The 22,099-nt window shown below is 67.0% G+C and carries 21 protein-coding genes and 2 pseudogenes; 5 read left to right on the forward strand and 18 right to left on the reverse strand.

Annotation, left to right across the window (positions count from 1 at the left end; genetic code table 11):
* Position 1: 1 nt before the first annotated feature.
* The 3 genes from AB0G28_RS15020 to AB0G28_RS15030 form a co-directional block, all read right to left on the reverse strand.
* Positions 2 to 1,060, reverse strand: coding sequence for an AAA family ATPase (locus AB0G28_RS15020; RefSeq protein WP_361088407.1), 1,059 nt, complete (start codon positions 1,058 to 1,060; stop codon positions 2 to 4).
* Positions 1,038 to 2,525, reverse strand: a complete 1,488-nt coding sequence (locus tag AB0G28_RS15025; protein WP_361088410.1) for a hypothetical protein — start codon at positions 2,523 to 2,525, stop codon at positions 1,038 to 1,040. The genes AB0G28_RS15020 and AB0G28_RS15025 overlap by 23 nt, the downstream gene beginning before the upstream one ends.
* Positions 2,526 to 2,618: 93 nt before the next feature.
* Positions 2,619 to 3,551 (reverse strand): hypothetical protein, encoded by a 933-nt coding sequence (locus tag AB0G28_RS15030; protein WP_361088413.1) that lies wholly within the window; start codon positions 3,549 to 3,551, stop codon positions 2,619 to 2,621.
* A gap of 118 nt (positions 3,552 to 3,669) precedes the next feature.
* On the opposite strand from AB0G28_RS15030, the gene AB0G28_RS15035 reads away from it, so the two are divergent.
* The 3 genes from AB0G28_RS15035 to AB0G28_RS15045 all read left to right on the forward strand — a co-directional run bounded on the left by AB0G28_RS15035 (position 3,670) and on the right by AB0G28_RS15045 (position 7,497).
* Positions 3,670 to 4,875, forward strand: coding sequence for a low temperature requirement protein A (locus AB0G28_RS15035; RefSeq protein WP_361088416.1), 1,206 nt, complete (start codon positions 3,670 to 3,672; stop codon positions 4,873 to 4,875).
* A 100-nt stretch (positions 4,876 to 4,975) separates the two neighbouring features.
* Positions 4,976 to 6,271, forward strand: coding sequence for an acyl-CoA dehydrogenase family protein (locus AB0G28_RS15040; RefSeq protein ID WP_361088566.1), 1,296 nt, complete (start codon positions 4,976 to 4,978; stop codon positions 6,269 to 6,271).
* A 23-nt stretch (positions 6,272 to 6,294) separates the two neighbouring features.
* The gene (locus AB0G28_RS15045; RefSeq protein ID WP_361088418.1) at positions 6,295 to 7,497 is read left to right on the forward strand and encodes an acyl-CoA dehydrogenase family protein; all 1,203 of its coding nucleotides are present in this window, start codon (positions 6,295 to 6,297) and stop codon (positions 7,495 to 7,497) included.
* A gap of 92 nt (positions 7,498 to 7,589) precedes the next feature.
* Here AB0G28_RS15045 and AB0G28_RS15050 read toward each other — a convergent pair whose 3' ends face one another.
* The 9 genes and pseudogenes from AB0G28_RS15050 to AB0G28_RS15090 form a co-directional block, all read right to left on the reverse strand.
* A complete protein-coding gene (locus AB0G28_RS15050; RefSeq protein WP_361088421.1) occupies positions 7,590 to 8,795 on the reverse strand; it encodes a site-specific integrase in 1,206 nt (401 codons plus the stop codon).
* A 44-nt stretch (positions 8,796 to 8,839) separates the two neighbouring features.
* Positions 8,840 to 9,028 (reverse strand): helix-turn-helix domain-containing protein, encoded by a 189-nt coding sequence (locus tag AB0G28_RS15055; RefSeq protein ID WP_176175096.1) that lies wholly within the window; start codon positions 9,026 to 9,028, stop codon positions 8,840 to 8,842.
* Between the two features lie 14 nt (positions 9,029 to 9,042).
* Positions 9,043 to 10,639 (reverse strand): annotated as a pseudogene (locus AB0G28_RS15060) (replication initiator).
* Positions 10,639 to 11,025, reverse strand: coding sequence for a hypothetical protein (locus tag AB0G28_RS15065; protein WP_361088426.1), 387 nt, complete (start codon positions 11,023 to 11,025; stop codon positions 10,639 to 10,641). The pseudogene AB0G28_RS15060 and the gene AB0G28_RS15065 overlap by 1 nt, the downstream one beginning before the upstream one ends.
* Positions 11,022 to 12,574: pseudogene (locus AB0G28_RS15070) on the reverse strand (FtsK/SpoIIIE domain-containing protein). Before AB0G28_RS15070 ends, AB0G28_RS15065 begins: the two are co-directional and overlap by 4 nt.
* A 334-nt stretch (positions 12,575 to 12,908) precedes the next feature.
* A complete protein-coding gene (locus tag AB0G28_RS15075; RefSeq protein ID WP_361088429.1) occupies positions 12,909 to 13,160 on the reverse strand; it encodes an AMED_5909 family protein in 252 nt (83 codons plus the stop codon).
* Positions 13,141 to 13,407, reverse strand: a complete 267-nt coding sequence (locus tag AB0G28_RS15080) for a hypothetical protein (protein WP_361088431.1) — start codon at positions 13,405 to 13,407, stop codon at positions 13,141 to 13,143. The genes AB0G28_RS15075 and AB0G28_RS15080 overlap by 20 nt, the downstream gene beginning before the upstream one ends.
* Before the next feature lie 246 nt (positions 13,408 to 13,653).
* Positions 13,654 to 14,106, reverse strand: coding sequence for a hypothetical protein (locus tag AB0G28_RS15085; protein WP_361088434.1), 453 nt, complete (start codon positions 14,104 to 14,106; stop codon positions 13,654 to 13,656).
* A 21-nt stretch (positions 14,107 to 14,127) separates the two neighbouring features.
* Positions 14,128 to 14,352, reverse strand: coding sequence for a hypothetical protein (locus AB0G28_RS15090; RefSeq protein WP_072476542.1), 225 nt, complete (start codon positions 14,350 to 14,352; stop codon positions 14,128 to 14,130).
* Positions 14,353 to 14,589: 237 nt separating this feature from the next.
* Here AB0G28_RS15090 and AB0G28_RS15095 point away from each other — a divergent pair, with 237 nt between their 5' ends.
* Both AB0G28_RS15095 and AB0G28_RS15100 read left to right on the forward strand, forming a co-directional pair.
* Positions 14,590 to 15,333, forward strand: coding sequence for a DUF5919 domain-containing protein (locus tag AB0G28_RS15095; RefSeq protein ID WP_354813184.1), 744 nt, complete (start codon positions 14,590 to 14,592; stop codon positions 15,331 to 15,333).
* Positions 15,334 to 15,342: 9 nt separating this feature from the next.
* Complete coding sequence (locus tag AB0G28_RS15100; protein ID WP_361088438.1) at positions 15,343 to 15,813, forward strand: NUDIX domain-containing protein; 471 nt, start codon at positions 15,343 to 15,345, stop codon at positions 15,811 to 15,813.
* 70 nt (positions 15,814 to 15,883) lie between these two features.
* Here AB0G28_RS15100 and AB0G28_RS15105 read toward each other — a convergent pair whose 3' ends face one another.
* From AB0G28_RS15105 to map, 6 genes are all read right to left on the reverse strand, one after another.
* Positions 15,884 to 16,684, reverse strand: coding sequence for a hypothetical protein (locus AB0G28_RS15105; RefSeq protein WP_361088441.1), 801 nt, complete (start codon positions 16,682 to 16,684; stop codon positions 15,884 to 15,886).
* Positions 16,685 to 16,824: 140 nt separating this feature from the next.
* A complete protein-coding gene (locus tag AB0G28_RS15110; protein ID WP_361088443.1) occupies positions 16,825 to 17,901 on the reverse strand; it encodes a DUF262 domain-containing protein in 1,077 nt (358 codons plus the stop codon).
* Positions 17,902 to 18,670: 769 nt separating this feature from the next.
* On the reverse strand, positions 18,671 to 19,726 hold the full coding sequence (locus AB0G28_RS15115; RefSeq protein ID WP_361088446.1) for an alpha/beta fold hydrolase: 1,056 nt from the start codon (positions 19,724 to 19,726) through the stop codon (positions 18,671 to 18,673).
* Between the two features lie 112 nt (positions 19,727 to 19,838).
* Entirely contained in the window at positions 19,839 to 20,687 is an 849-nt protein-coding gene (locus AB0G28_RS15120; protein ID WP_361088449.1) for an SDR family oxidoreductase, read from the reverse strand.
* A gap of 59 nt (positions 20,688 to 20,746) precedes the next feature.
* Positions 20,747 to 21,259 (reverse strand): GNAT family N-acetyltransferase, encoded by a 513-nt coding sequence (locus AB0G28_RS15125; RefSeq protein ID WP_361088452.1) that lies wholly within the window; start codon positions 21,257 to 21,259, stop codon positions 20,747 to 20,749.
* A 9-nt stretch (positions 21,260 to 21,268) separates the two neighbouring features.
* Positions 21,269 to 22,036 (reverse strand): type I methionyl aminopeptidase, encoded by a 768-nt coding sequence (gene map, locus AB0G28_RS15130; RefSeq protein ID WP_361088455.1) that lies wholly within the window; start codon positions 22,034 to 22,036, stop codon positions 21,269 to 21,271.
* Positions 22,037 to 22,099: the final 63 nt, after the last annotated feature.

The raw sequence follows: 22,099 nt of genomic DNA on the forward strand, positions 1-22,099 counted from the left end.
TTCAGTGGCCCTGCTGGTTCAGCTGCTGCCACAGCGCCTCGACCAACGACGGCCAGCCGGGATCGTCGGGCTGGTAGGCGCCGGAGGTCGCCAGGAAGATCGCGTCGAGCAGCTTGTCCGCCGGCAGGCCACCGAGCGCCGCGCGCCGCGCGACGAAGTCCTCGATGAGCACTCCCCGCTGCCGCGGGTCGAGTGCGTGCGCGGCGACGATGGCGGCGAGCTGCGCCGGGCTCGGGTCCTTCATCTCCAGGCGCAGGCAGCGGCGCAGGAAAGCGGGTGGGAAGTCCCGCTCCCCGTTGCTGGTGATGACGACGACGGGGAACGCCGAACAGCGGACGACGCCGTTCTCGATCTCGGCGGTGTAGCCGGGATCGGCCGTGAACACCTCGGCCACCGGCGACTGGCGGGCGTCCCGGGCCAGCTCGGGGATGAGGAACTCGCCGTCCTCGAAGATCGAGAGCAGGTCGTGGGGCAGATCGGATTCGGCCTTGTCGAGCTCGTCCACCAGGAGGACCCGCGGCAGGCGGCGCGGCAGGAACGCGGTTCCCAGCTCGCGCAACCGGACGAAGTCGCCGATCGGCGGCTCCGCCGCCCCGCTCTCCACCGGGCCGGCGCGGCGCGCGGCCGACGCCTGCACCCGTCCGATGGCGTCGTAGTCGTACAACCCGGACTGCAGGGTCGTCTGCGAAGTGATCGACCACCGGAGCACCCGGCCGAGGCGCAGCTCGCGGGAGATCCGGTAGGCCAGGCTCGACTTGCCGCTGCCGGGTTTCCCGGTCACCAGGAGGGGACGGCGCAGGTACAGGGCGGCGTTGACCATGTCGACTTCGGCGCGGTTGGCGTGCCCGGCGGTGAAGCTCAGTTCCACGCCCAGGCGCCGGTCGGTCTCCGCGTCGTCCTGCGGCACGTCGGCGGCGAGCGGTTCGCCGTCCCGCCGGAAGTCACGCCACGGCGGCGGCGGGGGCAGCCGATCGGCCAGGTGCGTGTCCTGCAGGGGGTGTCCGGTGCCCCGGTAGATCCACCACTCCGGCGTGCGATCAGGAAGCTCGGTCGTGCTCATCGGCACCTCCTCCCCCGGCCGGGCCTCTTCCGCCATCGCCGAGGGGGAGCGTGCGGCTCGGGTCGTCCCATAGCACCACCAAATCCCCTATGACGCCGCCATCCGGAGACGACGACCGATTTCCCAGTGCATCGAGACGGTGCTTGCGGGTCAGTGCTGGCAAATTCCCCAAATCACCACTACCGGCCAACCAGGCTACCACCTCGCGCACGACTTCCGAAGAGACCGTGGGGTGCCAAACGATCACGGGCAGTCCGGCGCGCAATGCGGCGAAAAGCTCGTCGCGCCCCGGAATCGGGCTCACCGGCGGCGTCTGCGTCAGAACGGCCATGAGCCACCGCTCGTCACTGAGAATCGCGTCGAGGCGATGACGATCTTCGGTGTCCTCGCGGTTGCAGAAATACACGCGCTCGAACGACGGCTCCTCGCTCCAGGCCGCCCATCTCCGGCGCCAAACTCGGTGCGAACGCCGCGAACTCATCCGTTCCAGTGAACGAATAACCGTCGGATATGTCATGTACAGCGGTTGCGGCTCTCCGATGTCACGCTGCGTGTTCCACGTGTGCACCGGAAGGTCCAACAGCACGCGCGGAAGCACGAACTCGAGAACGGCTTCGGCATCGCGTGTCGACCACGCCTCTTCCGCCGCCGAGATCGTTTTCGCCACTTCGTCCTCGAGCCCGGCCGACGTCGTCCAAACGGTTTCCCCCCGAGGTGGCGGCCACTCGGCGGGATCGTCCTGCCGCCAGTGCGAAACCTCGTAGAGATCCTCTTCGACGGGGTCGGGACTGATCATGATGGTCAAGTGCAGCCGCCCCGACGCCGACGGCGTGACGTGGGCCCGAAGCTCCCGCAGCGCATCGTCGAGCCGAAGGTGGTTCGCCTGTCCTTCAGCCCATTGCCGGAGCTGCACGGCCAGCCGGTCGTCACACTCCGCCGCGATCAGCTCGGCGAAGGCCACGACCGGCGGCAGCTCCCCCGGGGCGGCATTGAAGTCCGCAAGGCCGAAGAAGGCTTCGGCGGCGTCCGCGTACTGCGGTGCCGGCACGACATACCGGGCGGCGCGGCGAACGGCGGCCCGGAGCCCCGGTGGCGAGAATCCTTCGAGCTGGCGGCGGAATCGCTCCTGGTCCGCCTCCGGTACCACATCCCGCAATGGCAGGGAATCCACCAAAGCGCGGAACTCCGTGCATTCCTTCGTACCCGGCCGGAGGAACTCCAGGACATCGGCCAGTACCGGCAGGCCTTCTTCGATCCCGCTGCACCCGTTGACGATTTCGATCAGCTGTGCTCGCGGCGCCAGCTGATCCGGCACGGTGAACGGATTGTCCAGCGCTCTCCGGAGCTCCGCGACCATCAATGTGCGGATCGACTTGTCATCGGCGAAACCGGCGACCACCAGCACGTCGACGAGTGCCCGGCGAATCGCTATGCCGATTTGGGGGCGCCCTTGCGTTGTCGACACCGGCGTACCACCTCCCGCCCCCGCGAAGTGCCCCGAAGATCGCGAGTCTACCTATCCGGTGCACCGCGAAAAGGGGCAAAAGGCGGACAACTGCTAACGAACTCCATACGCCGAGCGACTCGCGATCACCGCGCCGAGCTTCTCGACCTGCGGCGACGCCGGATCCAGCATGCGCACCGTGGCGAGCAATTCCTCCAGACCGCCGTCGTAACGCTCGCACGTGCGCGCCAATTCGATCACGTGCAAGCGGTCTTCCGCCTGGTGCGGCACCGCGTCCGCGATCTCGCGGCGGGAAAACATCTCCAGCAGGAGCCGGCGGCTTTCCGCGTTCCGCACGCACGTGATCGCCAGCAGCGCCTCGACCAAAGCCGTGAACGGGAGCGGCCGGTCCGCTCGTTCGACGGCCGGCGCCGTCGCCGACACGGCGATCGCGGCGAGCGGGGCACCCAAGAGACGCAGCCACGCCCACGCGGCGTGCTCCCCCACCTTGACCTTCACCGGGATCCGGCGGTAGGACCGCGGATCGGCGGCCGGGTCCTGGGAGACGACGTCCTCGTAGATCAGGTCCGAGGTGATCAGCGCGAGGTCCGCCTTCGACTCCTTCTGCGCTGCCTTGGCCTCGGGCGCGTCGAGCATGCGGAACGTCGCGCTCACCGCCTTGCTGACCTTGCCGTGACTGCCTTCGGCCACTTCGCCGGCGTGCAGGGCCAGCCGGAGCTGCACCTGAGCCTCGGCCGCGTGGACGTGGTTGTACCGTCGAAGCTCGTCCCGCATCCGGTCGGGGAACTCGGCGACGAGGTCCGCCTTGGCGATCTCGGGAGGCAGCAGGATCATGGCGCCGTCGCCGGTGTTCTCGACGAAGCACGCGTCCCACGGGATGCCCGTTTCGGCGAAGCTCGTGCGCAGGACCCGCCAAAGTCCGTCGTGCACCTCGCGCAAGTGGGCCATGGTTCTGCTCGGGTTGTTGTACCCGGCGACGTCCACGGCCATGATCGTCCGGTGCAGCGCGGCCGGATAGGAATGCACGGCCCACCTCCCCACGTCCCGGGCCCATTGTCCCAGACCCATGCACGCTCGGCCATGTTCGCGCAGGGCGTTACCGGAAATCCGGAGCTCCCCGGCCGGCTTTCGTCCATAATTCGGCGTGCCCACGACACGCCTGCACCTGGTCAGCGCGGATGAAGACCACCGCGTCTCGACCATCGAGCTCTTCTTCGACCTGGTCTTCGTCTACGCCATCACCCAGACCACCCAGCTGATGGCCGACCACCTGAGTCCCACCGGTGTCGGGCAGGGGCTGGCCATGCTCGCCGTCCTGTGGTGGTGCTGGTGCTCCTATGCCTGGCTCGGGAACACCATCCACGTCGACCACGGGATCGCGCGGCTCGCCATGTTCGGGGCCATGGCCGTGATGTTCCTGGTGTCGCTGACCATTCCCGAGGCCTTCGTCGACCACCCCGGAGGGTTGTACGCGCCCGCGCTGTTCGTCGCCTGCTACGCGCTCGTGCGGCTGCTGCACCTCGTCGCCTACCTCGGCGCCGCGAAACACGACCCCGGGTTGCGGCGGGTGCTGCTCAAGATGTTCGTCGGCGTGACGCCCAGTGTCGTGCTGCTCGCGGTCGCCGCCTTCCTCGGCGGGCCGTGGCAGCTGGGGCTGTGGGTCGTCGCGCTCCTCGTCGACTACCTCAACGTCTACCTCACCGGGCCCGACGGCTGGCGGCTGAACTCGCCCGCGCACTTCGCCGAGCGGTTCGGGCTCATCGTGATCATCGCGCTCGGCGAGTCGATCGTCGCCATCGGCATCGGGATCGGCGCGCTGCCGATGTCGTGGCTGGTCGCCGGGGCCGCCGTGTGCGGGCTCGCGCTGGCCGCCGGGATGTGGTGGACGTACTTCGACGTCGTCGCGCGGGTGTCCGAGCACCGGCTGACCCAGGCCACCGGCGTCGAGCGCACCAAGCTCGCCACCGACAGCTACACCTTCCTGCACCTGCCGCTGATCGCCGGGATCGTGCTCGTCGCCCTCGGGCTGAAGAAGGCGTTCCTCTACATCGCCGACACCGAGAACCACACGCCCGGCGAGGCTGTGCACGGCGTGCCGATCTGGACGCTGACCGGCGGCCTCGCGCTCTACCTCATCGCCCTGAGCTCCCTGCGCAAGCGCAACCTCGGCAGCTGGAACGTCCAGCGGCTGGTGGTCGGCGTCCTGCTCGTCGCGGCGACGCCGCTGCTGGAACACGTGCCCGCGGCCGCGCTGCTGCTGATCGTCGCCGGGCTCGTGCTCGGGCTTGTCACCTTCGAACGGCTTCGGTTCGCGGAATGGCGCAGGCAGGTGCACAAAGCGCACGCGTGACGGACCCCGCACTGGCGCTATCCCCGGCCCCGGGTTAACCTACTGGCGAGTAGGTAACGGGATGGAGGGCCACATGGCTGCGCCAAGGAAACGGGACGCGATGGGCTGGGGCCTGTCCGCGCTGACCCGGCTGGCCGGGAGCAAGGTCGTCGAGCGAGCCGGGCTGCGCAAGCCCCTCGAAGGCCTGGTCACCGCGGGGACCCGCAACGGCTTCCGCGTCGCCGGCGCGGCTACCCGGTCGTTCAAGTCGGTGCAGAAGCTGGGCAAGCCCGCCCGGCTGGCGCCGTCCGCGGACACCGGGCTGTTCGACCTCACGCCGACCGAGGACCAGCAGCTCATCGTCGAGACGGTGACGGAGTTCGCCGCCGAGCAGCTGCGGCCGGCCGCCGCGGACGCCGACGCCAAGCTCGAAGCACCCGAGGGCCTGCTGAGCCGGTCCGCCGAGCTGGGCATCAGCCTGGTCGGCATCCCGGAGGAGCTCGGCGGCATCGGCACCGAACGCTCGGTGGTCACCAACGCGCTCGTCGCGGAAGCGCTTGCTCACGGCGACCTCGGCCTGGCCGTGGCCGTGCTCGCGCCGTCCGCGGTGAGCACCGCGCTGGTCAGCTGGGGCGACGAGCAGCAGCAGGCCGACTACCTGCCCGCGTTCACCGGCGAGCACGTCCCGGCCGCGGCGCTGGCGCTGCAGGAGCAGAAAGCGCTCTACGACCCCTTCAAGCCCGCGACGAAGGCACGTCGCACGCCGAAGGGCTACCAGCTCGACGGCGTGAAGTCGCTGGTGCCGCGCGCGGCGGCGGCCGAGCTGTTCATCGTGTCGGCCGACCTCGAAGGCCGCGGCCCGGCGCTGTTCCTCGTCGAGTCGTCGAACGCCGGCGTCTCCATCGAGAGCGAGCCCGCGATGGGCCTGCGCGGCGCCGCGACCGGCAAGCTGCACCTTTCGAGCGCCAACCTGCCCGCGGGCGCGCTGCTCGGCGGCGGCAAGCCCGACGTCTTCACCGAGGCGGTCCGGCTGTCGCGGCTGGGCTGGGCGGCGCTGGCCGCGGGCACCGCGAAGGCCGTCCTCGACTACGTCGTCCCTTACGTCAACGAGCGGACGGCGTTCGGCGAGCCGATCAGCCACCGGCAGGCGGTGGCGTTCTCCGTGGCCGACATCGCGATCGAGCTGGAGGGCCTGCGGCTGGTCACACTGCGCGCCGCGGCGCGGGCCGAACAGGGCAAGCCCTACGCCCGCGAGGTCGCGCTGGCGCGGAAGCTGGCCGTGGACAAGGGCATGCAGATCGGCAGCGCGGGCGTGCAGCTGCTCGGCGGGCACGGCTTCGTCAAGGAGCACCCGGTCGAGCGCTGGTACCGCGACCTGCGCGCCATCGGCGTCATGGAAGGCGCCGTCCTTCTCTAGGCTTTCGGAAAGGCAAGTTAACGATGATTAACCTGGAAGTCCCCAAGAAGGCCGGCGCCCTGATCAACCAGGCGTACCAGGCCGCGGCCGAGGTGTTCCGGCCGATCTCGCGCAAGTACGACCGCGCGGAGCACACGTACCCGGCCGAGCTGGACATGTTCGCGGCGCTGCTGGACGGGCTCAACTCCTCCGGCGAGGGCGGCGCGGGCGCGGCCGGCGTGCGCCGTTCGAAGGATGAGAACGAAAAGGGCAACCGCAACGGCGCCAACCTGAACGTCGTCCTCGGCACGATCGAGATGTGCTGGGGTGACGTCGGCCTGCTGCTGTCGATGCCGCGCCAGGGCCTCGGCAACGCGGCGATCGGCTCGGTCGCCACGGACGAGCAGCTCGAACGCTTCTCCGGCATGTGGGCGGCGATGGCGATCACCGAGCCGTCCTGCGGCTCGGACTCGGCGGCCATCACGGCGACCGCCCGCCTGGACGGCGACCACTACGTCCTCAACGGCGAGAAGATCTTCGTGACGTCCGGCGAGCGCGCCGACGCGGTGGTCGTGTGGGCGACCCTGGACAAGACCAAGGGCCGCGCGGCGATCAAGTCGTTCGTGGTGGAGAAGGGCACGCCGGGCTTCGAGGTGGTGCGCGTCGAGCACAAGCTCGGCATCCGCGCCTCCGACACGGCGGTGCTGCGCTTCGAGAACTGCCGCGTGCCCAAGGAGAACCTCCTGGGCACCCCGGAGATCGACACGGCCAAGGGTTTCGCGGGCGTCATGCAGACGTTCGACAACACCCGGCCACTGGTGGCGGCGATGGCGATCGGCGTGGCCCGCGCGGCGCTGGAGGAGACCAAGCGGATCCTGTCCGAAGCCGGAGTGGAGATCGACTACGACCGCCCGGCGAACGCCCAGCACGCGGCGGCCGCGGAGTACCTCCGCCTGGAAGCGGACTACGAGTCGGCGTACCTGCTGACGCTGGAATCGGCGTGGATGGCGGACAACCGCAAGCCGAACTCGCTGCAGGCGTCGATGGCGAAGGCGAAGGCGGGACGCTCGGTCGTCGACATCACCCTGAAGTGCGTCGAGTTAACGGGCGCTTACGGCGAGGAGTCCCTCCTCGAGAAGTGGGCACGGGACGCGAAGATTCTGGACATCTTCGAAGGCACGCAGCAGATTCAGCAGCTGATCGTGGCTCGCCGGATCCTTGGGAAGTCCTCCGCCGAACTGAAGTAGTTGTGGTGTAACGGAAAGCCGCCCGGTCGCTTGCCCTTCTCGGGGCTCTGCGACCGGGCGGCTTTCGCGTCGGCGGGAAGGGGGTTTCATGATCAGGCCGCCTCCAGGCCGTCATCGAAGGCAGGCCGTCCGAACACCGCGTCGACGGCCTCGCGCGCCCGTTGGTGGCTCGACGGGACCAGGTGCGTGTACGTCCGGAGCGTGAAGCCCGGGTCCGCGTGCCCAAGGTAGTCGGCCAGCTCCGCGATCGAGACCGCACGGGCCAGGAGCGTCGAGGCATAGAAGTGACGGAGCGCGTGCATCCCGTCCGCGCGACCTCGGTACTTGACCCCGGCAGCCCGGAACGCTCCGTGCCAGACAACCTTAGTGAATAGGTCCCCGGAGTACAGCCGGCCACCTTCCCCGGTCATCAGCAGCCGTGCCGTCACCGGGTCACCGTCAGCGCTCTGCCAGGGCAGCGTGACGGCTACGGACGGGAACCGGTCCTCGTGGTCGTCGATCTCGGCCAGCATGGCGGCCGACAGCGGGATGGTCCGCTCCTTGCCCCGCTTGGGGAGCGCAAACATCATCACGCCTCTGACCGTCTTGATCTGTCGACGAATCCGCACGGTCATAGCCGTTCGGTCAACGTCGTCCGGCGAGAAGCCCAGAATCTCACCCTGTCGCAGACCGAACCCGGCACCGAGCGGCACGGCGATCTTGAACCGTTCCGCGAGCCCCGACCGCACCGCCTGAACGCGTTCCTCCGGCCAAACGACGATCGGCGGGCTACTCGCGACCGGTCGCCGCACGGTCTTCGCGTGGCACGGATTCTCACGGATCCGGCGGTCGTCTACGGCCGAATCCATCACGCCCGAGACGGTGTTGAACAAGACCGCCTGGTAGTTGTCCGAGAGCTTCCGCTCTTCCATCGAGCCGACCCAGTCACGAATGGTCGACGGCTTGATCTGCCCCACCTTCTTGGTCTCGAAGACCGGGTAGATCTGACTTTCGAGCCGACTGAGGATGGTCGACCGCGTGCCCGGGTCCGGAGACTGGCCCTTCAACCAGCTCTCCGCCTGCTGGCGAAACGTCGTCATAGAGGCTCGCGGATCGATGTACTTGTCTTCGCGCTTGTCGGACTCGACGCCGATGAGGAAGTCCTCAGCGCGCTTCTTCTGCTTGTCCGCGAACGACTTCGAACGTTCGTTGTTGTCCGGGTCGAGGTAGCGGACCTTGTACCGCAGCCCGATGCCGTACAACTCGGACCGTTCCATGACGGGCTTGCCCCGCGCGTTGAGGATGACCTTCCCGGTCACCGCATCCCGCGCGGGGCGAAACCAACGGTCTTGAATGTGCCCCATCAGGCCGCCTCCGCGTCGACCCAGGCGCGCAGCTTGGCCGGGTCATAGCGCAGGTGCCGGCCGATCTTCTTCACCGGCGGGCCCTCGCCGCGCCATTTCCACTGGTAGAGCGTCTTCACCGGGACCCCGAGGTAGTCGGAGACGTCCTCGACGGTCCAGAGCCGATCGATGTTGCTGATGTTGTTCATTGCTCCCCCTTTGATCAGGCCGCGAGTCCAGTTGCCGAAGTTTCTGGAGGTCTCTCAGCCGCGAGTAGCGCCCGGTCGTACTCGGCCTTCCACGTGATCCGTTCCGCGATCGCCCGCATCACCAGGTGAGGCCGGGGCGGAACTTGCGAATCTCCGGGCTCGACCTTCCGCCACACCTGCTGAGACCGGTCGGCCTCCGGCTTCTCGATCCCGACCGCCGCGAGCGCCTGCAGCACAAAGGCCCGCCGGTCGGCCTTGTGGTCCACGAGCGTCTTGCCCGACCACTTCCGCGAGACCAGGACCCGACGGCCGGGCAGCCCGAGCGTGGTCCGGCGGTGAGCCCGGCCCTTGCAGTGCCCCGGCGTGGTCTTGCCGGTGACGCCCTTGGGCTGGACGCCGTAGAGCAGCCAAACCGCGCAGCGCGGCGAACACGGCGTGACCGACAGCTCGGCATGTAGCCGGTCGTGGTGATCGGCCTGCGCCGCGCTGTCCGCCTCGACCACCTCACCCGTTGACTTGGTCAAGTACTTCGTCAGATAGCCGATGTGACGGCCGGCCTCCTCAGTGCCACCGAGGATGCCCTTCGAATGAACCTGCCTACCGAACCGGACGACATGCGCCGGACGCTCGACCGCCTCCACCGCGTCGTCCCACCGGGCCAGCGGCTGACGGCGTCTCCGGATCAACGAACCCGGTGTCCGGGCCGTCCCAGACCGGAAGGCGATCGGCGTAGACGATCTCGTCGTGCGCCGGCCACCAGACCTGGTGGTAGGTGGCCTCGGTGACCTGACGGATCACGTCATGCGGCACCGAGCCCCGGATCGCGGCGTGCAGGTGCGGAGCGGCCCGACGTTGGGGCTCGACCGTGGCGAAGTACTGCGCGTCCCAGCCGACGACACGGCGGAGGTTCTGCCACCACCTGTCCACCAGCGCGGAGAAGTGCACGGCGTCCCGGGCCGCCCGCCGGTAGTCATATCGACTCCGGTCGACCGGTGAGCCGTCGCCACGGACCGGGCCGTAGGTGTCGCAGGTCAGCGTGACGAACATCGACGGCCGGAACTTCCCCGCGTACTCCCGCCCTACGGTGGTCTTCGCGACTTTGCGCCGAGGCAGGTTCGGCGCGTCCTGCCGCCGCTTGGTCGACCGCTTCACGGCCCGCTTGGCTGGCAGGTCGAGGGCGGGCAGGCGACCCCGCATCCCGAGTTGCCGAAGTTCAGCGTCGACCCCGGCGACCTCCTCCCGCAGTTCCTCGGCCTCCGCCTGGTCGTGCTCGACTACCTCCCGATAGGCCGCGACCAGGTCCGCCCGGTAGGTCAGCAGCTCCTGGTGATCGTCCGAGGGCGGCTCGGCGGTCAGGTTGGGTTCTTCGGTCATGTGCCAGCCCTCGCGGCACTGGGCCTGCCGAAGCGCCTTCGCCTTCCGAGCGCACGGCAAGCACACCGACTCGACGGTGGAGCCGCAGGGCACCGGGACGTAGCGGAGTTCGCCGGTCGTGGTGTCGCCGACTTCCATCGTGAAGGGCCGGACGCAGACGCCGTGCTTCTCCGCCGTCGCCCGGATCACGTCAGCCGCGAGCGGTGTCCGCATCCGCTCCGCGCGTGTCTCGGTCATCAGGCCGCCACCTCCCCGGGCGAGGACCAGCCACGCAGCAGGTAGACGGGCATGTCCTGCTTCGCCCCGGCCGGGAGGTCGGGGAACGTGCTCGGCTCGAACGGAACCACGCCGAAGACGCGGACGGGGATGCCGCAGGGTGTCCGGCCGGTGATCGACAGGTGGACCCACCTCCCGTCCCGCAGCCGCCACAACTGGGCCGAGACGTCCTCGAGCGTGTGCGCCCACACCATCAGCGCCCGGGCGATCTCGGACAGGCCATCGGCGTCGAGCTGGACCTTGATCGGGCTCGACCAGGCGTTGACGTCGACCGTCGCGGTCGGCGGCAGCTGGTGGGAGTCGAGGTGGTCGCGGATGGCGTCGAGGAAGATCATCAGCCGGTTCACGCGGCCACCCCCTCACCGCCGTGCCGCAGATCCGCGACACCCCCGTTGGTCACATACGCCTCCAGCGCCTTCACCGTGGAGTCGGAGACCCACCCAGCACGGATGCGCAGCGGCTCGCGGATGCCTTCGCCCCACACGTAGCCGACACCGGCCTCCGAGTCACCGATCCGGTTCGCCCACGCCCCGCGCTCGTACGCCCCGTCACCCAGCACCATCCCGACATGCGTCTTGGACGTCACGCGCAGGCACACCCGCCGGGTGAACAGCTCCCGGACCGGGACGGTGTCCTTCGTGGGCTCTTGCACGTAGCCACGGACCGAGATGCCCAGCGCCCGACCCTGCGTCGTCAGCAGCGCGACACGCTCCACAATGGCCTCACGCGTCTTGCGGTCGGTGTACTTGGTCAGCGCGCCGATCTCATCGAACTCCAGCAACTCCAACGGATACTCCGTCGACACCGGGATCGTGCGCAGCCGACCGGCGAACGCGCGCTTGCGCGATTCCATCTCCTCCACCAGGCCGTCAAGCAACTCGACCGCGTCCTTGCCGCCCACCGCGTACCGGGAGAAGATCCCGCGCCCGTAGGCCAGTTCCATGCCCTTCGGGTCGATCCCGGACATACGCACCACCCCGGCCCGGATCGCCGAGGCTGCCGCCACCAGCGGGCACCACATGACGCTGTCTTGCCCGCACCCGACGCACCGGCAGTCAGGCAGTGCGCGCCAGAGCCGAGCAACGGAACGCGCCAGTCACGGCCGTACTCGGTCCGACCGGCCCAGACGTTGCGCAGGTCCACGCCGGTCGAGTCGACGCCGTCCGGAACCTGGGGACCGGCCACCCCGCCGCTGAGCAGGTCACGCCGCTGGAAGTCAATCGACACTACGTTGGGCGCCAGCTCGCGGACCTGGCAACGAGCGACCTTCCGCGCAACGGCCAAGGCACGAGCGGCGTCGTCGAAGTCCTCCGGCTTCTGCCCGGCCACCAGCTCCACCCGCACCTCATCCCACGACGCACCCGACCGCACGCCGAGCACCTTCGGCAGCCGCGCATTCGGCCGGTTCGACATCGATCGGGACAGCGCGCGTCGACGGCCGACGAGGTTCACATTCACCACCACCGGCAGCGCCTCATCCCGCACCGACAGGCCGCAGGCGTGCAGCCACTCCGGCAGCTTCCGGCCGTACACCGCCCACCGTGACCACCACGAGCGCAGGAACCGCCAGCACCACTGATCGAACGAAACAGCGTCGATCGCCCACCAGGTGGCCAGAAGCGCCGCGACGCTGCCCAGAGCGAGCACCAGGGACGGCCAGCCGAGCAGTTCGCACCAGGCGTAGACCGCGACGACGGCGAGGCTGGTCCGCCAGCGCGTCACAACCTGCGCGAGCATCCACACGACCGCCTTGCACAGCCACCACAGGGCAACGAACACCACCGCCGCCGCAGCCAAAGCTTCCAGAATCGAGGCCAGGGCACGACCGATCTTGTGCAGCACCCACACACCGAGCCCCAGTCCAGCCAGAGCCACCACCGCGAAGCCGAGAGACATCACCGACCACCCCGCATCGGCTGGAGATCCAGCGGCAGCATTCCCAAGCAGGGGGCGCACTGAGTCTCGCCGGGCAGGAGTTTGGCGAATCGTTTGCAGGAGGCGCAGCGCGTTCGGGTGACCCCCTTTGACGGCCGCCGGTTGTTGTCGTTTAGCGTTGTCATTGTTCACTTCCGCTGGTTGTGGACAGCGCAGGAGCGGCAAGGTTGGTAGCCGGTTTCCGCTTCTGCGCCTTACGGATCACGATCATCCGCATCAGGACGTGTTTCATCGCCGCACGTCATTGCGTGCGTTTTTCGCTGATACTGTTGACTTTTCGCTCGTCTACATGGGACTAGTCAGCAGGCGTCCCTTCCGCCTGAAGGTCCGCCGAGATCTCACCCGCCTTCCGCTCCTCGTACCCGGCCCAGTACAGCGCCTCGTGGTGGTGACCCCGGTCGACGTCCGCGACCGCCTTATACAGCCGCGCGTTGCCGAGGCGGAACGCCAGCCACACCGACGGGTTCGCGTCGCTCGGTGGCCGGCGGTCCATCACGACCTCGTGCGCGTCCCGCAGCGTCCTTGGCTCACCCCAGCGCACGATCACGCCTCTCCGCGCGGGCTTCCAGCAGCGCCGCCAGGTCCTCGGCGTGATCGCGGAGCCGGCGAAGGAACACCGCGCACCCCGCCCAGGCGGTCTGGTCCTCCGGCGGCACCAGCGTCACCACGCACAGCCCACCAGCCAGCACCAGGACCGGCGGATGCGACGCGCCCGTCCCGGTCTCCTCCACCGCCACCTCGGTACCCACGCCGACTGTCCAGCGCAGCCCCAACCCGTCCCACGTTGCCGTCATGTTCTTCCCATTCCCGGGCCAGGTCGGCGAACCCCTCGGCCGCCGACTCCAACGCCGCCACACACCACCACGGCAACCCACGCACCTGCGCCAGCTCGTGCCACGCCCGCGACACCCGCCGAGCAGCATTCGCCGTGTTCGTCGCACTCACCGGCGACAGCACCGCACGGCCGTGCTCCCAGGCGGCCATGTAGTCCCGATACGCCTGCTCCCACGCCTCGACCCGCTCGCGGAAGCCCATCCCTGTCACGCCGCCTTCGCCGTCTCACCGGCCCCACCGGACCGAGACGGCTTCGCGTTACTGGTGGCCTGCTTGAACCCGGTCGCACGGAACACATAGGACTGGTACTTGAACTCACCCTGCCCCGCCACGCGCGGCTCCGCCGTCAGCCCGTCCAGCTCAATCGGCCGCATCCCCGGCAACGCCTCCGACGTCGTCGGCACCGGCTGCACGTCAGCGAGAAGCGTGATCTCGAACGACGCCCGCTTCGCCCGCGTCTCCGCCGGGTCGGTGACCATCACCTTCCACTGCCGCTTGCCCGTCACCTCGTCGACCCGCTGCCGCACCGGGCGGTTGGCGGCCCGGTCCTCACGCGACTGGTACTCGTTGTCCGGCGACACCTCACCCACCATCACCAAACCCTGCGGAAACGCGTCGTCGAAGTCGATCCCGAACCGGTGTCCCTTGTCGATAGCCATGCTGCATCCTTGTGTCGTCTGTTAGTTGGTTTCTTCGGGCGGTTCTCCGCCTCGTGCCGCTGCGGCGTCCAGTGCCGCGCTCACCTCGTCCAGTTCCCTCCGCAGTACGGCGATGGCGTCGGAGTCCACGAGCAGGACCACCGGGAACGCCTTGCCGAACCGGACTTCCGCGCGGTTTGCGTAGGTCAGCGCCCTGACACGAATCGGCAGATCAGCCGTGACGTGGATCTGAACCGTGTCGCGCATGCCACGCCGCGCCTACGCCGCACGTCGGCGAGGTACCGCCCGCTTGTCCAAGCCAGCCGGCCGGACGGCGGTTTCATTGGTCACGCCTACCTCCTCGGTGTCCTGGTCACCGGGCCTGCCCCGGCAACCTGACACCCAGACTCCGCCAAAAGGCGGGACGTGATCACCACGTGGCGGGACATCTCGGGACGTCCCTGGTACCGTCGAAGACGTCCCTACACGTCCCAAGGGGTGCCGATGCCGAACGAACGCCTGCGTGACGCGCTACTGCGCAACGGCCTGACGTTGGAACAGGTCGCCAAGGCCGTCGGCGTCGATCAGAAGACCGTCGAGCGCTGGATCACCAAGAACCGGACGCCCTACCCCAAGCACCGGCACAAGATCGCCGCTATGGCGCGCGAGTCAGAGACCTACCTGTGGCCGGACTCCGTCGCCCCGGAGCGCAAGGCCGAGACGGCCGCCGCCGAGCTTGTGCAGGTCTTCCCGCACCGCAACGCCGTCCCCGTCGAGCTTTGGGACCGGCTGATCAAGGAAGCATCGGAGACTGTCGAGATCCTGGTACACGCGGCGTTGTTCCTGGTGGAACGCCCGCGGTTCATCAAGGACCTGACAGCCAAGGCAGCGGCCGGCGCGAAGATCCGGCTCGTGTTCGGAGACCCCGAGGGAGACAGCGTCGCGCTGCGCGGTGAGGAAGAGCAGCTCGGCGACGGAACGCTTGCGGCGCGCATCCGCAACGCCCTGGCGTTCTACCGGCCGCTGATCGGCGTCGACGGGGTCGAGATGCGCTTCCACAACACGACGCTCTACAACTCGATATTCCGGTTCGACGACGAGATGATCATTAACACGCACGTGTACGGGTTCCAGGGAGCCCACGCCCCGTCCCTCCACCTGCGGAGACTCTCCGCCGGGGACCTCTTCGAGACCTACTCGGAGAGCTTCGAGTCAGTCTGGAACCTCGCCAAGCCCGCCACCTTCTAGGGAGGCAGCATGACCCGAGTCGACTACTACAACGACCCGAACGCACCCAAGGCCAACAGCATCGCAGTAGCAGTGTCGGCGTTCATCCAGGACGACGAAGGCCGGATCCTGATGATCAGGCGCACTGACAACGACCTGTACTCCATACCGGGCGGCCAGCTTGAACTCGGTGAGACGCTAGCCGAGGCCACAGTCCGAGAGGTTCGCGAGGAGACGGGCATCGAGTGCCAGGTCACAGGGATTATCGGCCTCTACTCCGACCCCAAGCATGTCATCGCCTATGACGACGGCGAAGTCCGTCAAGAGTTCTCGATTTGTTTCCGCGCCATCGCTTCAGGCGGAAACTTACACACCAGCAGCGAAAGCAAAGAAGCCTTCTGGATTGATCCGTCGAAATTGAAGGACCTAGTGATCCATGAATCAATTCGACTGCGACTCAAACACGCCACCGAAAAGCGTGTGAGCCCACATTTCACGTGACCACTTGCCCGAAAATATACGAAGTTTTATGGCCACGCCACAAATGAACCATTGCATCAGTAGAGTGAACTCATTGAACGTCCGTACTGCGCCAGTCCACCGGGACACCCATCGCATTTCGTCTCACAACAGCTTCTCGACTCGACACAGCCCTGGATATCGCCAGTTTCCACGCTACGTCGATATTATCACTCACTTTTACAGCACGCCCAGAGCCTTCCTTTTTTTCACTAAACTTCCCACCAGTCAGATTAATGAAACGAAGACCTATACTCGCCTGCAACTTTGTTTTCCCACTCAGGAAGTTGACATCGCCCTCGTTTAGCAGCCTCGCCGCACGGCTAGCGAGAAGGTCGAAGCTCATGGCGATGGCCAGAGCGTCGTTTGAGAATGACGTCAGATCGCTCGGCTGTATACTCGCCCTTACATCGTGTGCAGCGTTATTCCTGTTACGTTGGAGAGTCTCATAAGCCTGCCGCAAAGGAAAGCCGCCAAATCCGCAGCGAGCCGCCAGATCCGACATCTCTCCCCATGGATCAGCTATGTGAAGCGCACCCATAATCGACGAGACCTCGTCTGCGGTTACATTCGAACCGCTATACCCAAAAGTATAGTGACTCAACTGAAGAGCCCCCGTACCAGTACTTGCCACCGCCTCAGCAACTTTCTGCACAAGGGCGACCGGATCGCCGCCAACTTTACTCGCTAGCGACGCCTGGAGTATCGTTGATCTGAATGCTCCAATAGTGGCCGAACTCTGCAGAGACTTTGGTAAGGTTGAAAACTGAACGACAGTCCTACTTATGTGATCCAATAGCTCAGCACTGCGATTGCGCAAAAAATCCTCGAGCGACGTGAATGCGACCACCATCAAACCGTTACGCAGCAACCCGGCTCGCCGATTATGTAGCAAGTCTGTCAATGGCCCGTCAACGAGCCACGTCTGACGGACAGCTTCGCGAACCGTGTCAATTCTCTCTATCAGCTTCTGTCGCGCCGGTGATGTTACGCTCATTTCGCATGCGCCTTCAGCAAATCCGTCATTCTGGCGATGCGCAACTTCACCCGAGCCGGCGTATTTGTCGCAACACGAACAGAAGCCTCGAATTCAGGATCAGCAAATAAGTCGCGCGTCGCCCTTACGACTTTATCGGATCGAGCAAGCACACTCTCGGCCTCAGTTTCATTCAGCGAGTCGACGGCGACCATTTGCGCATCGTACATACCAGCCAGCGCCTGGTCCCGCCAAGTGCCTCTATCGGGTCGCTTGAAAGCGTGCGGACCCCAAATACTTTGGCATATCTTTAGACTCCGAAGGAAGCTAGCCGAGTACTCATCTATTCTCTTGGCGTCAGCCTTCTGGTGCATCGCCATAAACCGATCCATCGATCGTCGGAAATCGCCCGAGAAGTTCTCCCATTGCTCCCGCAAGGTCAAGAACCTCAGCACGAACTCGACGTCAGTCATATCGCGATAAGAACTCGATTTTTCGTCCCTTATCTTGAGTTGCAGCTTCAAGAACGGCTGCGAAGACAATTGGACGATGAGATCATTAAGAGGACCCCTAAAGATGACATTTCGAACTTCTTGGGCATTAAGCGGCTGCCCACCCGAATTGAGACGATGGAAGACTTCGAACTTCGTAACCTCATCAGACTGACGCAATATTGTGATGGCGCGAATATAGGGTCGCACCTCCAAGGCGTTTCTTAGCTCATCCGGAAGGTGGCTATATTTGAGCCCCTCCAGTTCCGTGAACCTCTCCAAAGACGAGAGTGCATATCGGTTACGCATAAAGTCATGGATAGCCGTAATACGTTGCTTTCCATCAATAACCGAGTACTTCCCGAACTGCTGTTCAGCCAAGTAGACCGGCGGGACTGGTATGTTCATCAAAAATGACTCAATCAATGAAGACTGTCGGAATACATCCCATCGTTCCCGTCGCTGAAACAAGGGCGCCACGTCGATTGATTCTTTTTGCACCATTGCCGCGATGGTTTCCAACGACAGATCGGAGGCTTGTAGAACCAACGCATTTTGAGCATCCTCGAAGCGCTTCACAATATCTTGCTTGCTGACCGCCAACTCGCCCTCCGAGGTATTGTGTTTTCAACAACTTACCAGTCCGCGGTTCCTAGGTCGCCGGTGACGATTCGCGCGCCGAATCGACCTGCGCAGACTGCCGAACTTGGCTCTATGAGATCAAGGCCGCGCCGCCGCTGGCGGCGCGCCTGTCGCCTACGTAGCCCCTCACCTGGGCGACCGCATCCGCTTCCGACACGGCGGGCTGCCGCTCCGCTCCGCCCGCCGGCCGGGCGGTGCGGCCGCCAGCGGGTCACCTGACGCAGCGCCGCACGGCGGCGGCACACTGGTCCCCAGAGCCAACGTTGGCCTCCTCTGCGAGCGGTCGTGACATACGGGTCGTTCGTGACTCGATCTCCGTTACGCACCGTCGTGAGAGACCTCCATCCCGACGCCGGATCGTGACAACGGCCGGTAGCACCGCGTCAAGACGGGAAAGCGTGTCTTGACCCGGCACCACCGGCCGCGTGCTGGCTTCGTATCGGGATGCAGGGGTGGGTGTGGCTGGTCCGCCAGGCCGTCTCCAGGCCGTCAGAGGCTCGGGAGCAGCGACAGACGACGAGAACTAACGAGACGCATCAGCGCAGCTCAGAGGCGGTTTTCGCCCAAGATCACGAGGTCAAGGAAAACCGGCTGAGAAATCCTGGACATCTTCGAGGGGACGCAACAGATCCAGCAGCTCATTGTGGCCCGCAGGATCCTCGGGAAGACTTCGGCCGAGTTGAAGTGAGGCCGTTGAGGGCCGCCCCGGACGGGGTGGCCCTCAACGGCCTCACGAGATCTGGTCGTCGAGGAACTCGTCCAGGTAGCGCCACGTCGTGCCGCGGGCCTTGCGGCCGGTCAGGACGCCCAGGTGACCGCCCGGCGCCGTCTTGAAGCGGACCTCCGGGGCCTTGTCCAGCAGCTCCACCACCCGCTCGACCGACGGCCGGGGCGCGATCGTGTCGTTCTCGCCCGCCACCACCAGCGTCGGCACGCGGACCGATGACAGCGAGATGATCCGGCCGTTCAGGTCCACCTTGCCCTCGGCCAGGTCGTTCGTGCGGAACAGCCGGTGGTACAGCTGGCCGAACGTGCGCCCGGGGTAGGCGTACATGTTGCTCATGAAGTGGTCGACCGCCTCGATCTGGGCGAGGTAGTCGCGGTCGTCGAGGTTCTTCAGGATGGCAATGGGCTTCGTGATTTCCTTGCTGATGCCCGTCGCGCGGAACACGCGGCTGACCAAATAGGACGGTGCGCCGCCGAACGCGCGGTAGATCGGGGTCAGCAGGTGGCCGCGCGTCAGGTCGACCAGCGGGCGGAACGGCGCCACGATCGGGATCGCCGTGAAGTCCACCGGGGAACCGATCGCGGTGATCGACGCGATCGGCAGGTCCGGCCGGTCGGCGTTCACCAGCAGCGAGAAGATCCCGCCCAGCGACCACGACACCAGGTGGACGTCCTGACCGCCCGCGTCCTGGCTCACCTTGCGGATCGCCCGCGGCAGCACCTCGTCGATCCAGTGCTCGATGCCCAGGCGCCGGTCGGAGAAGGCGACCATGCCGTAGTCGACGAGGTAGGTGTTGCGGCCGCCCTCGACCAGGTGCTCGATGAGGCTGCAGCCGCGGCGCAGGTCGAAGCAGATGGCCGGCGCCGCGAGCGGCGGGACGAGCAGGATCGGCGGCCCGGACACCGGGCGGCTGCTGTGCGTCATCCGGTACAGCGACCGGTTCGGGCCCTGGTCGATCAGCACCCGCGGCATCGGGCGCAGGTCGGCGACGCCGCCGTGCAGCACCTTGCCGACCACGTTCGACGCCGCGGCGGCCAGCCGTGCGGGTGGTGAAGCCATTTCTCGTGCCTCCTGGAAGCGGATTCGGAGGCAATCTTGCCGGGCGGAGCGGGCGGACTCAACATCTCCACGTCCGCGAGCACCCGGCAAGTACGTCCAATTCGGACAGTCGCTAGTCCGTCCGAGTTACCCCGGGCCCACTCTCCGCGGCCCGCGCTTCGTACGCCGCACGAGCCGGGGAATGGGCTGCTGAAGCCAAAAGCCGGTCCGCCTTCAACGCCCGCGCGAACGCTTCGCCGGCCCGCCGCGGCAGCAGCCGCGTGAGCTTGCCCATAGTGCCCAGCGACCGGGGCACGAAAACGTCGAAACGAGGTTTGCGCAGCGCGGATACGATGGCGTCCGCCACATCCTCCGGCCGCACCGACTTGAACATCTTCGCCTCGCCGAGGCCGCTCGCGAGCTCCGTCCGCACGATGCCCGGCATCACGCACGAGACGTGGACGCCGCTGCCGTGCAGTTCCAGGTGCACCGCTTCGGAGAACCCGACGACGGCGTGCTTGGTGGCGCAGTAGGTCGCCGCGCCGGGGAAGCCGGCCTTGCCCGCGAACGACGCCACGTTGACGATGTGCCCACCGGCTCGCGGCCGCATCCGCTTCACCGCCTCGCGGGTGCCGTGGATGACGGCGTGGACGTTGATCTCCAGCTGCCGCCGGGTCGTCGCGTCGCTCTCCTCCTCGATGGTGGCGAGCGGCATGATGCCGGCGTTGTTGATCAGCACGTCGATGCGGCCGTGCCGGCGTTCGACCTCGTCGAGGAACGCGGTGAACCCGCGGATGTCGGTGACGTCCAGCGGCAGCGCGTCGGCGCCCAGTTCCCCGGCCGTCTTCTCGGCGCGGACCTGGTCGAGGTCGCCGATCACCACCCGCGCGCCCAACCGGGACAGGGCGGACGCGGTCGCCGCGCCGATTCCCTGCCCGCCGCCGGTGATGACGACGACCTTGCCCGCGAGCTCCTCGGCCATGGCGACTCCTTCGTCTGTTGGCAACGCGTCAACAGTGTCGCCCGCGCCGCCGGATCCCGCTACCCCAGGCGCTGCTCCAGTACCTGCCCGACCCAGTCGTCGACGTTGAACCGAACGGTCGGCCGGAACCCCTGGCTCTCGTAGTACCGCTGCAGTTCGCCGTCGCCGCCCGCCCAGCAGTCGACGCGCACCAGGTCGATGCCTCGCCGCCGCGCCTCGTCGAGCGCGTACTCGATGAGCCGTCCGCCGACACGCTGCCCAGTGAATCGCCGCGACGTGATCAGCAGCCGGATGTAAAGTTCACGCTCGTTAACCGGCGGCACGTGCACGTCGTGCTCCTCGGAAACGATCAGCGCGCCGGCGGGTTCGCCGTCGACGACGGCGATGCGCAGGCCCGGGTCCGCCACCATGCCCTTCACCCGCTCGACGCGCTTCGGGACCGCACTCCACGGCTCGGTCCCCCACTGCTTCGAGCTGCCGCGGGCGACCAGCCATTCCACGGCTTCATCGAAGAAGCACAGCAGCGTGTCAGCGTCCCCGGAATCACCCGATCGTATGACGAAGTGGCTCATGACCCCTGTCTACCGCACGGTGAGCACCCGCGGGCCGTCTTCGGTGATCGCGATGGTGTGCTCGACGTGCGCGGCCCGGCTGCCGTCCAGGGTGAGGATCGACCAGCCATCCTCGGCGTAGCGGTAGGCGTCGGTCCCGCCCGCGACGAGCATGGGCTCGATCGCGAGCGCGAGGCCCGGCTTCAGGCGCATCCCCCGGCCCGCGCGACCCTCGTTCGGCAGGTGCGGGTCCTCGTGCATGGCCCGGCCGATGCCGTGACCGCCGTGGTCCTCGACCATGCCGAAGCCCGACGCGCGGCCGGCGGCGCCGATCGCGTACGAGATGTCGCCGAGCTTCGCACCCGGCTGAGCGGCGGCGATTCCTGCGGCCAGCGCCCGCTCGGTCGCCTCGATCAGGGCGAGGTCGGCCGGGTCGGCGTCGCCGACGACGAAGCTGATCGCGGCGTCGCCGTTCCAGCCGTCGACGATCGCCCCGCAGTCGATGCTGACCAGGTCGCCGTCCTGGATGCGGTACGCCGTCGGGATCCCGTGCACGACGACATCGTTGACACTGGTGCAGAGCACGCCGGGGTAGGGCGTGGGCGCGGACCGCGGCTGGTAGCCCAGGAACGACGGTTTCGCCCCGGCGTCGCTGATGAACTGCACGGCGACTTCGTCCAGCTCGCGCAGGGAGACGCCGATCGCGGCGGCCTCCTTGACCGCCTCCAGGGTCTTCGCCACCACACGTCCGGCTTCGCGCATGACCGCCAACTCGGACTCAGTCTTGATCTCAACCATGGCGATAACTATACCGGTATAAGTATTGGCGTCCAGTGGCCGGCGGGTCGGGGTCCAGAGACA

Source organism: Amycolatopsis sp. NPDC021455, assembly GCF_040640995.1.
Lineage (GTDB): Bacteria > Actinomycetota > Actinomycetes > Mycobacteriales > Pseudonocardiaceae > Amycolatopsis.

Bases quoted from the DNA above. Each gene is read 5' to 3' on its own strand.
- AB0G28_RS15020 (WP_361088407.1), bottom strand. From the start codon at position 1,060: ATGAGCACGACCGAGCTTCCTGATCGCACGCCGGAGTGGTGGATCTAC.
- AB0G28_RS15040 (WP_361088566.1), top strand. From the start codon at position 4,976: ATGGGCTGGGGCCTGTCCGCGCTGACCCGGCTGGCCGGGAGCAAGGTC.
- AB0G28_RS15045 (WP_361088418.1), top strand. From the start codon at position 6,295: ATGATTAACCTGGAAGTCCCCAAGAAGGCCGGCGCCCTGATCAACCAG.
- AB0G28_RS15055 (WP_176175096.1), bottom strand. From the start codon at position 9,028: ATGAACAACATCAGCAACATCGATCGGCTCTGGACCGTCGAGGACGTC.
- AB0G28_RS15080 (WP_361088431.1), bottom strand. From the start codon at position 13,407: ATGACGGCAACGTGGGACGGGTTGGGGCTGCGCTGGACAGTCGGCGTG.
- AB0G28_RS15085 (WP_361088434.1), bottom strand. From the start codon at position 14,106: ATGGCTATCGACAAGGGACACCGGTTCGGGATCGACTTCGACGACGCG.
- AB0G28_RS15090 (WP_072476542.1), bottom strand. From the start codon at position 14,352: ATGCGCGACACGGTTCAGATCCACGTCACGGCTGATCTGCCGATTCGT.
- AB0G28_RS15095 (WP_354813184.1), top strand. From the start codon at position 14,590: ATGCCGAACGAACGCCTGCGTGACGCGCTACTGCGCAACGGCCTGACG.
- AB0G28_RS15100 (WP_361088438.1), top strand. From the start codon at position 15,343: ATGACCCGAGTCGACTACTACAACGACCCGAACGCACCCAAGGCCAAC.
- AB0G28_RS15105 (WP_361088441.1), bottom strand. From the start codon at position 16,684: ATGGTGGTCGCATTCACGTCGCTCGAGGATTTTTTGCGCAATCGCAGT.
- AB0G28_RS15115 (WP_361088446.1), bottom strand. From the start codon at position 19,726: ATGGCTTCACCACCCGCACGGCTGGCCGCCGCGGCGTCGAACGTGGTC.
- AB0G28_RS15120 (WP_361088449.1), bottom strand. From the start codon at position 20,687: ATGGCCGAGGAGCTCGCGGGCAAGGTCGTCGTCATCACCGGCGGCGGG.
- AB0G28_RS15125 (WP_361088452.1), bottom strand. From the start codon at position 21,259: ATGAGCCACTTCGTCATACGATCGGGTGATTCCGGGGACGCTGACACG.
- map (WP_361088455.1), bottom strand. From the start codon at position 22,036: ATGGTTGAGATCAAGACTGAGTCCGAGTTGGCGGTCATGCGCGAAGCC.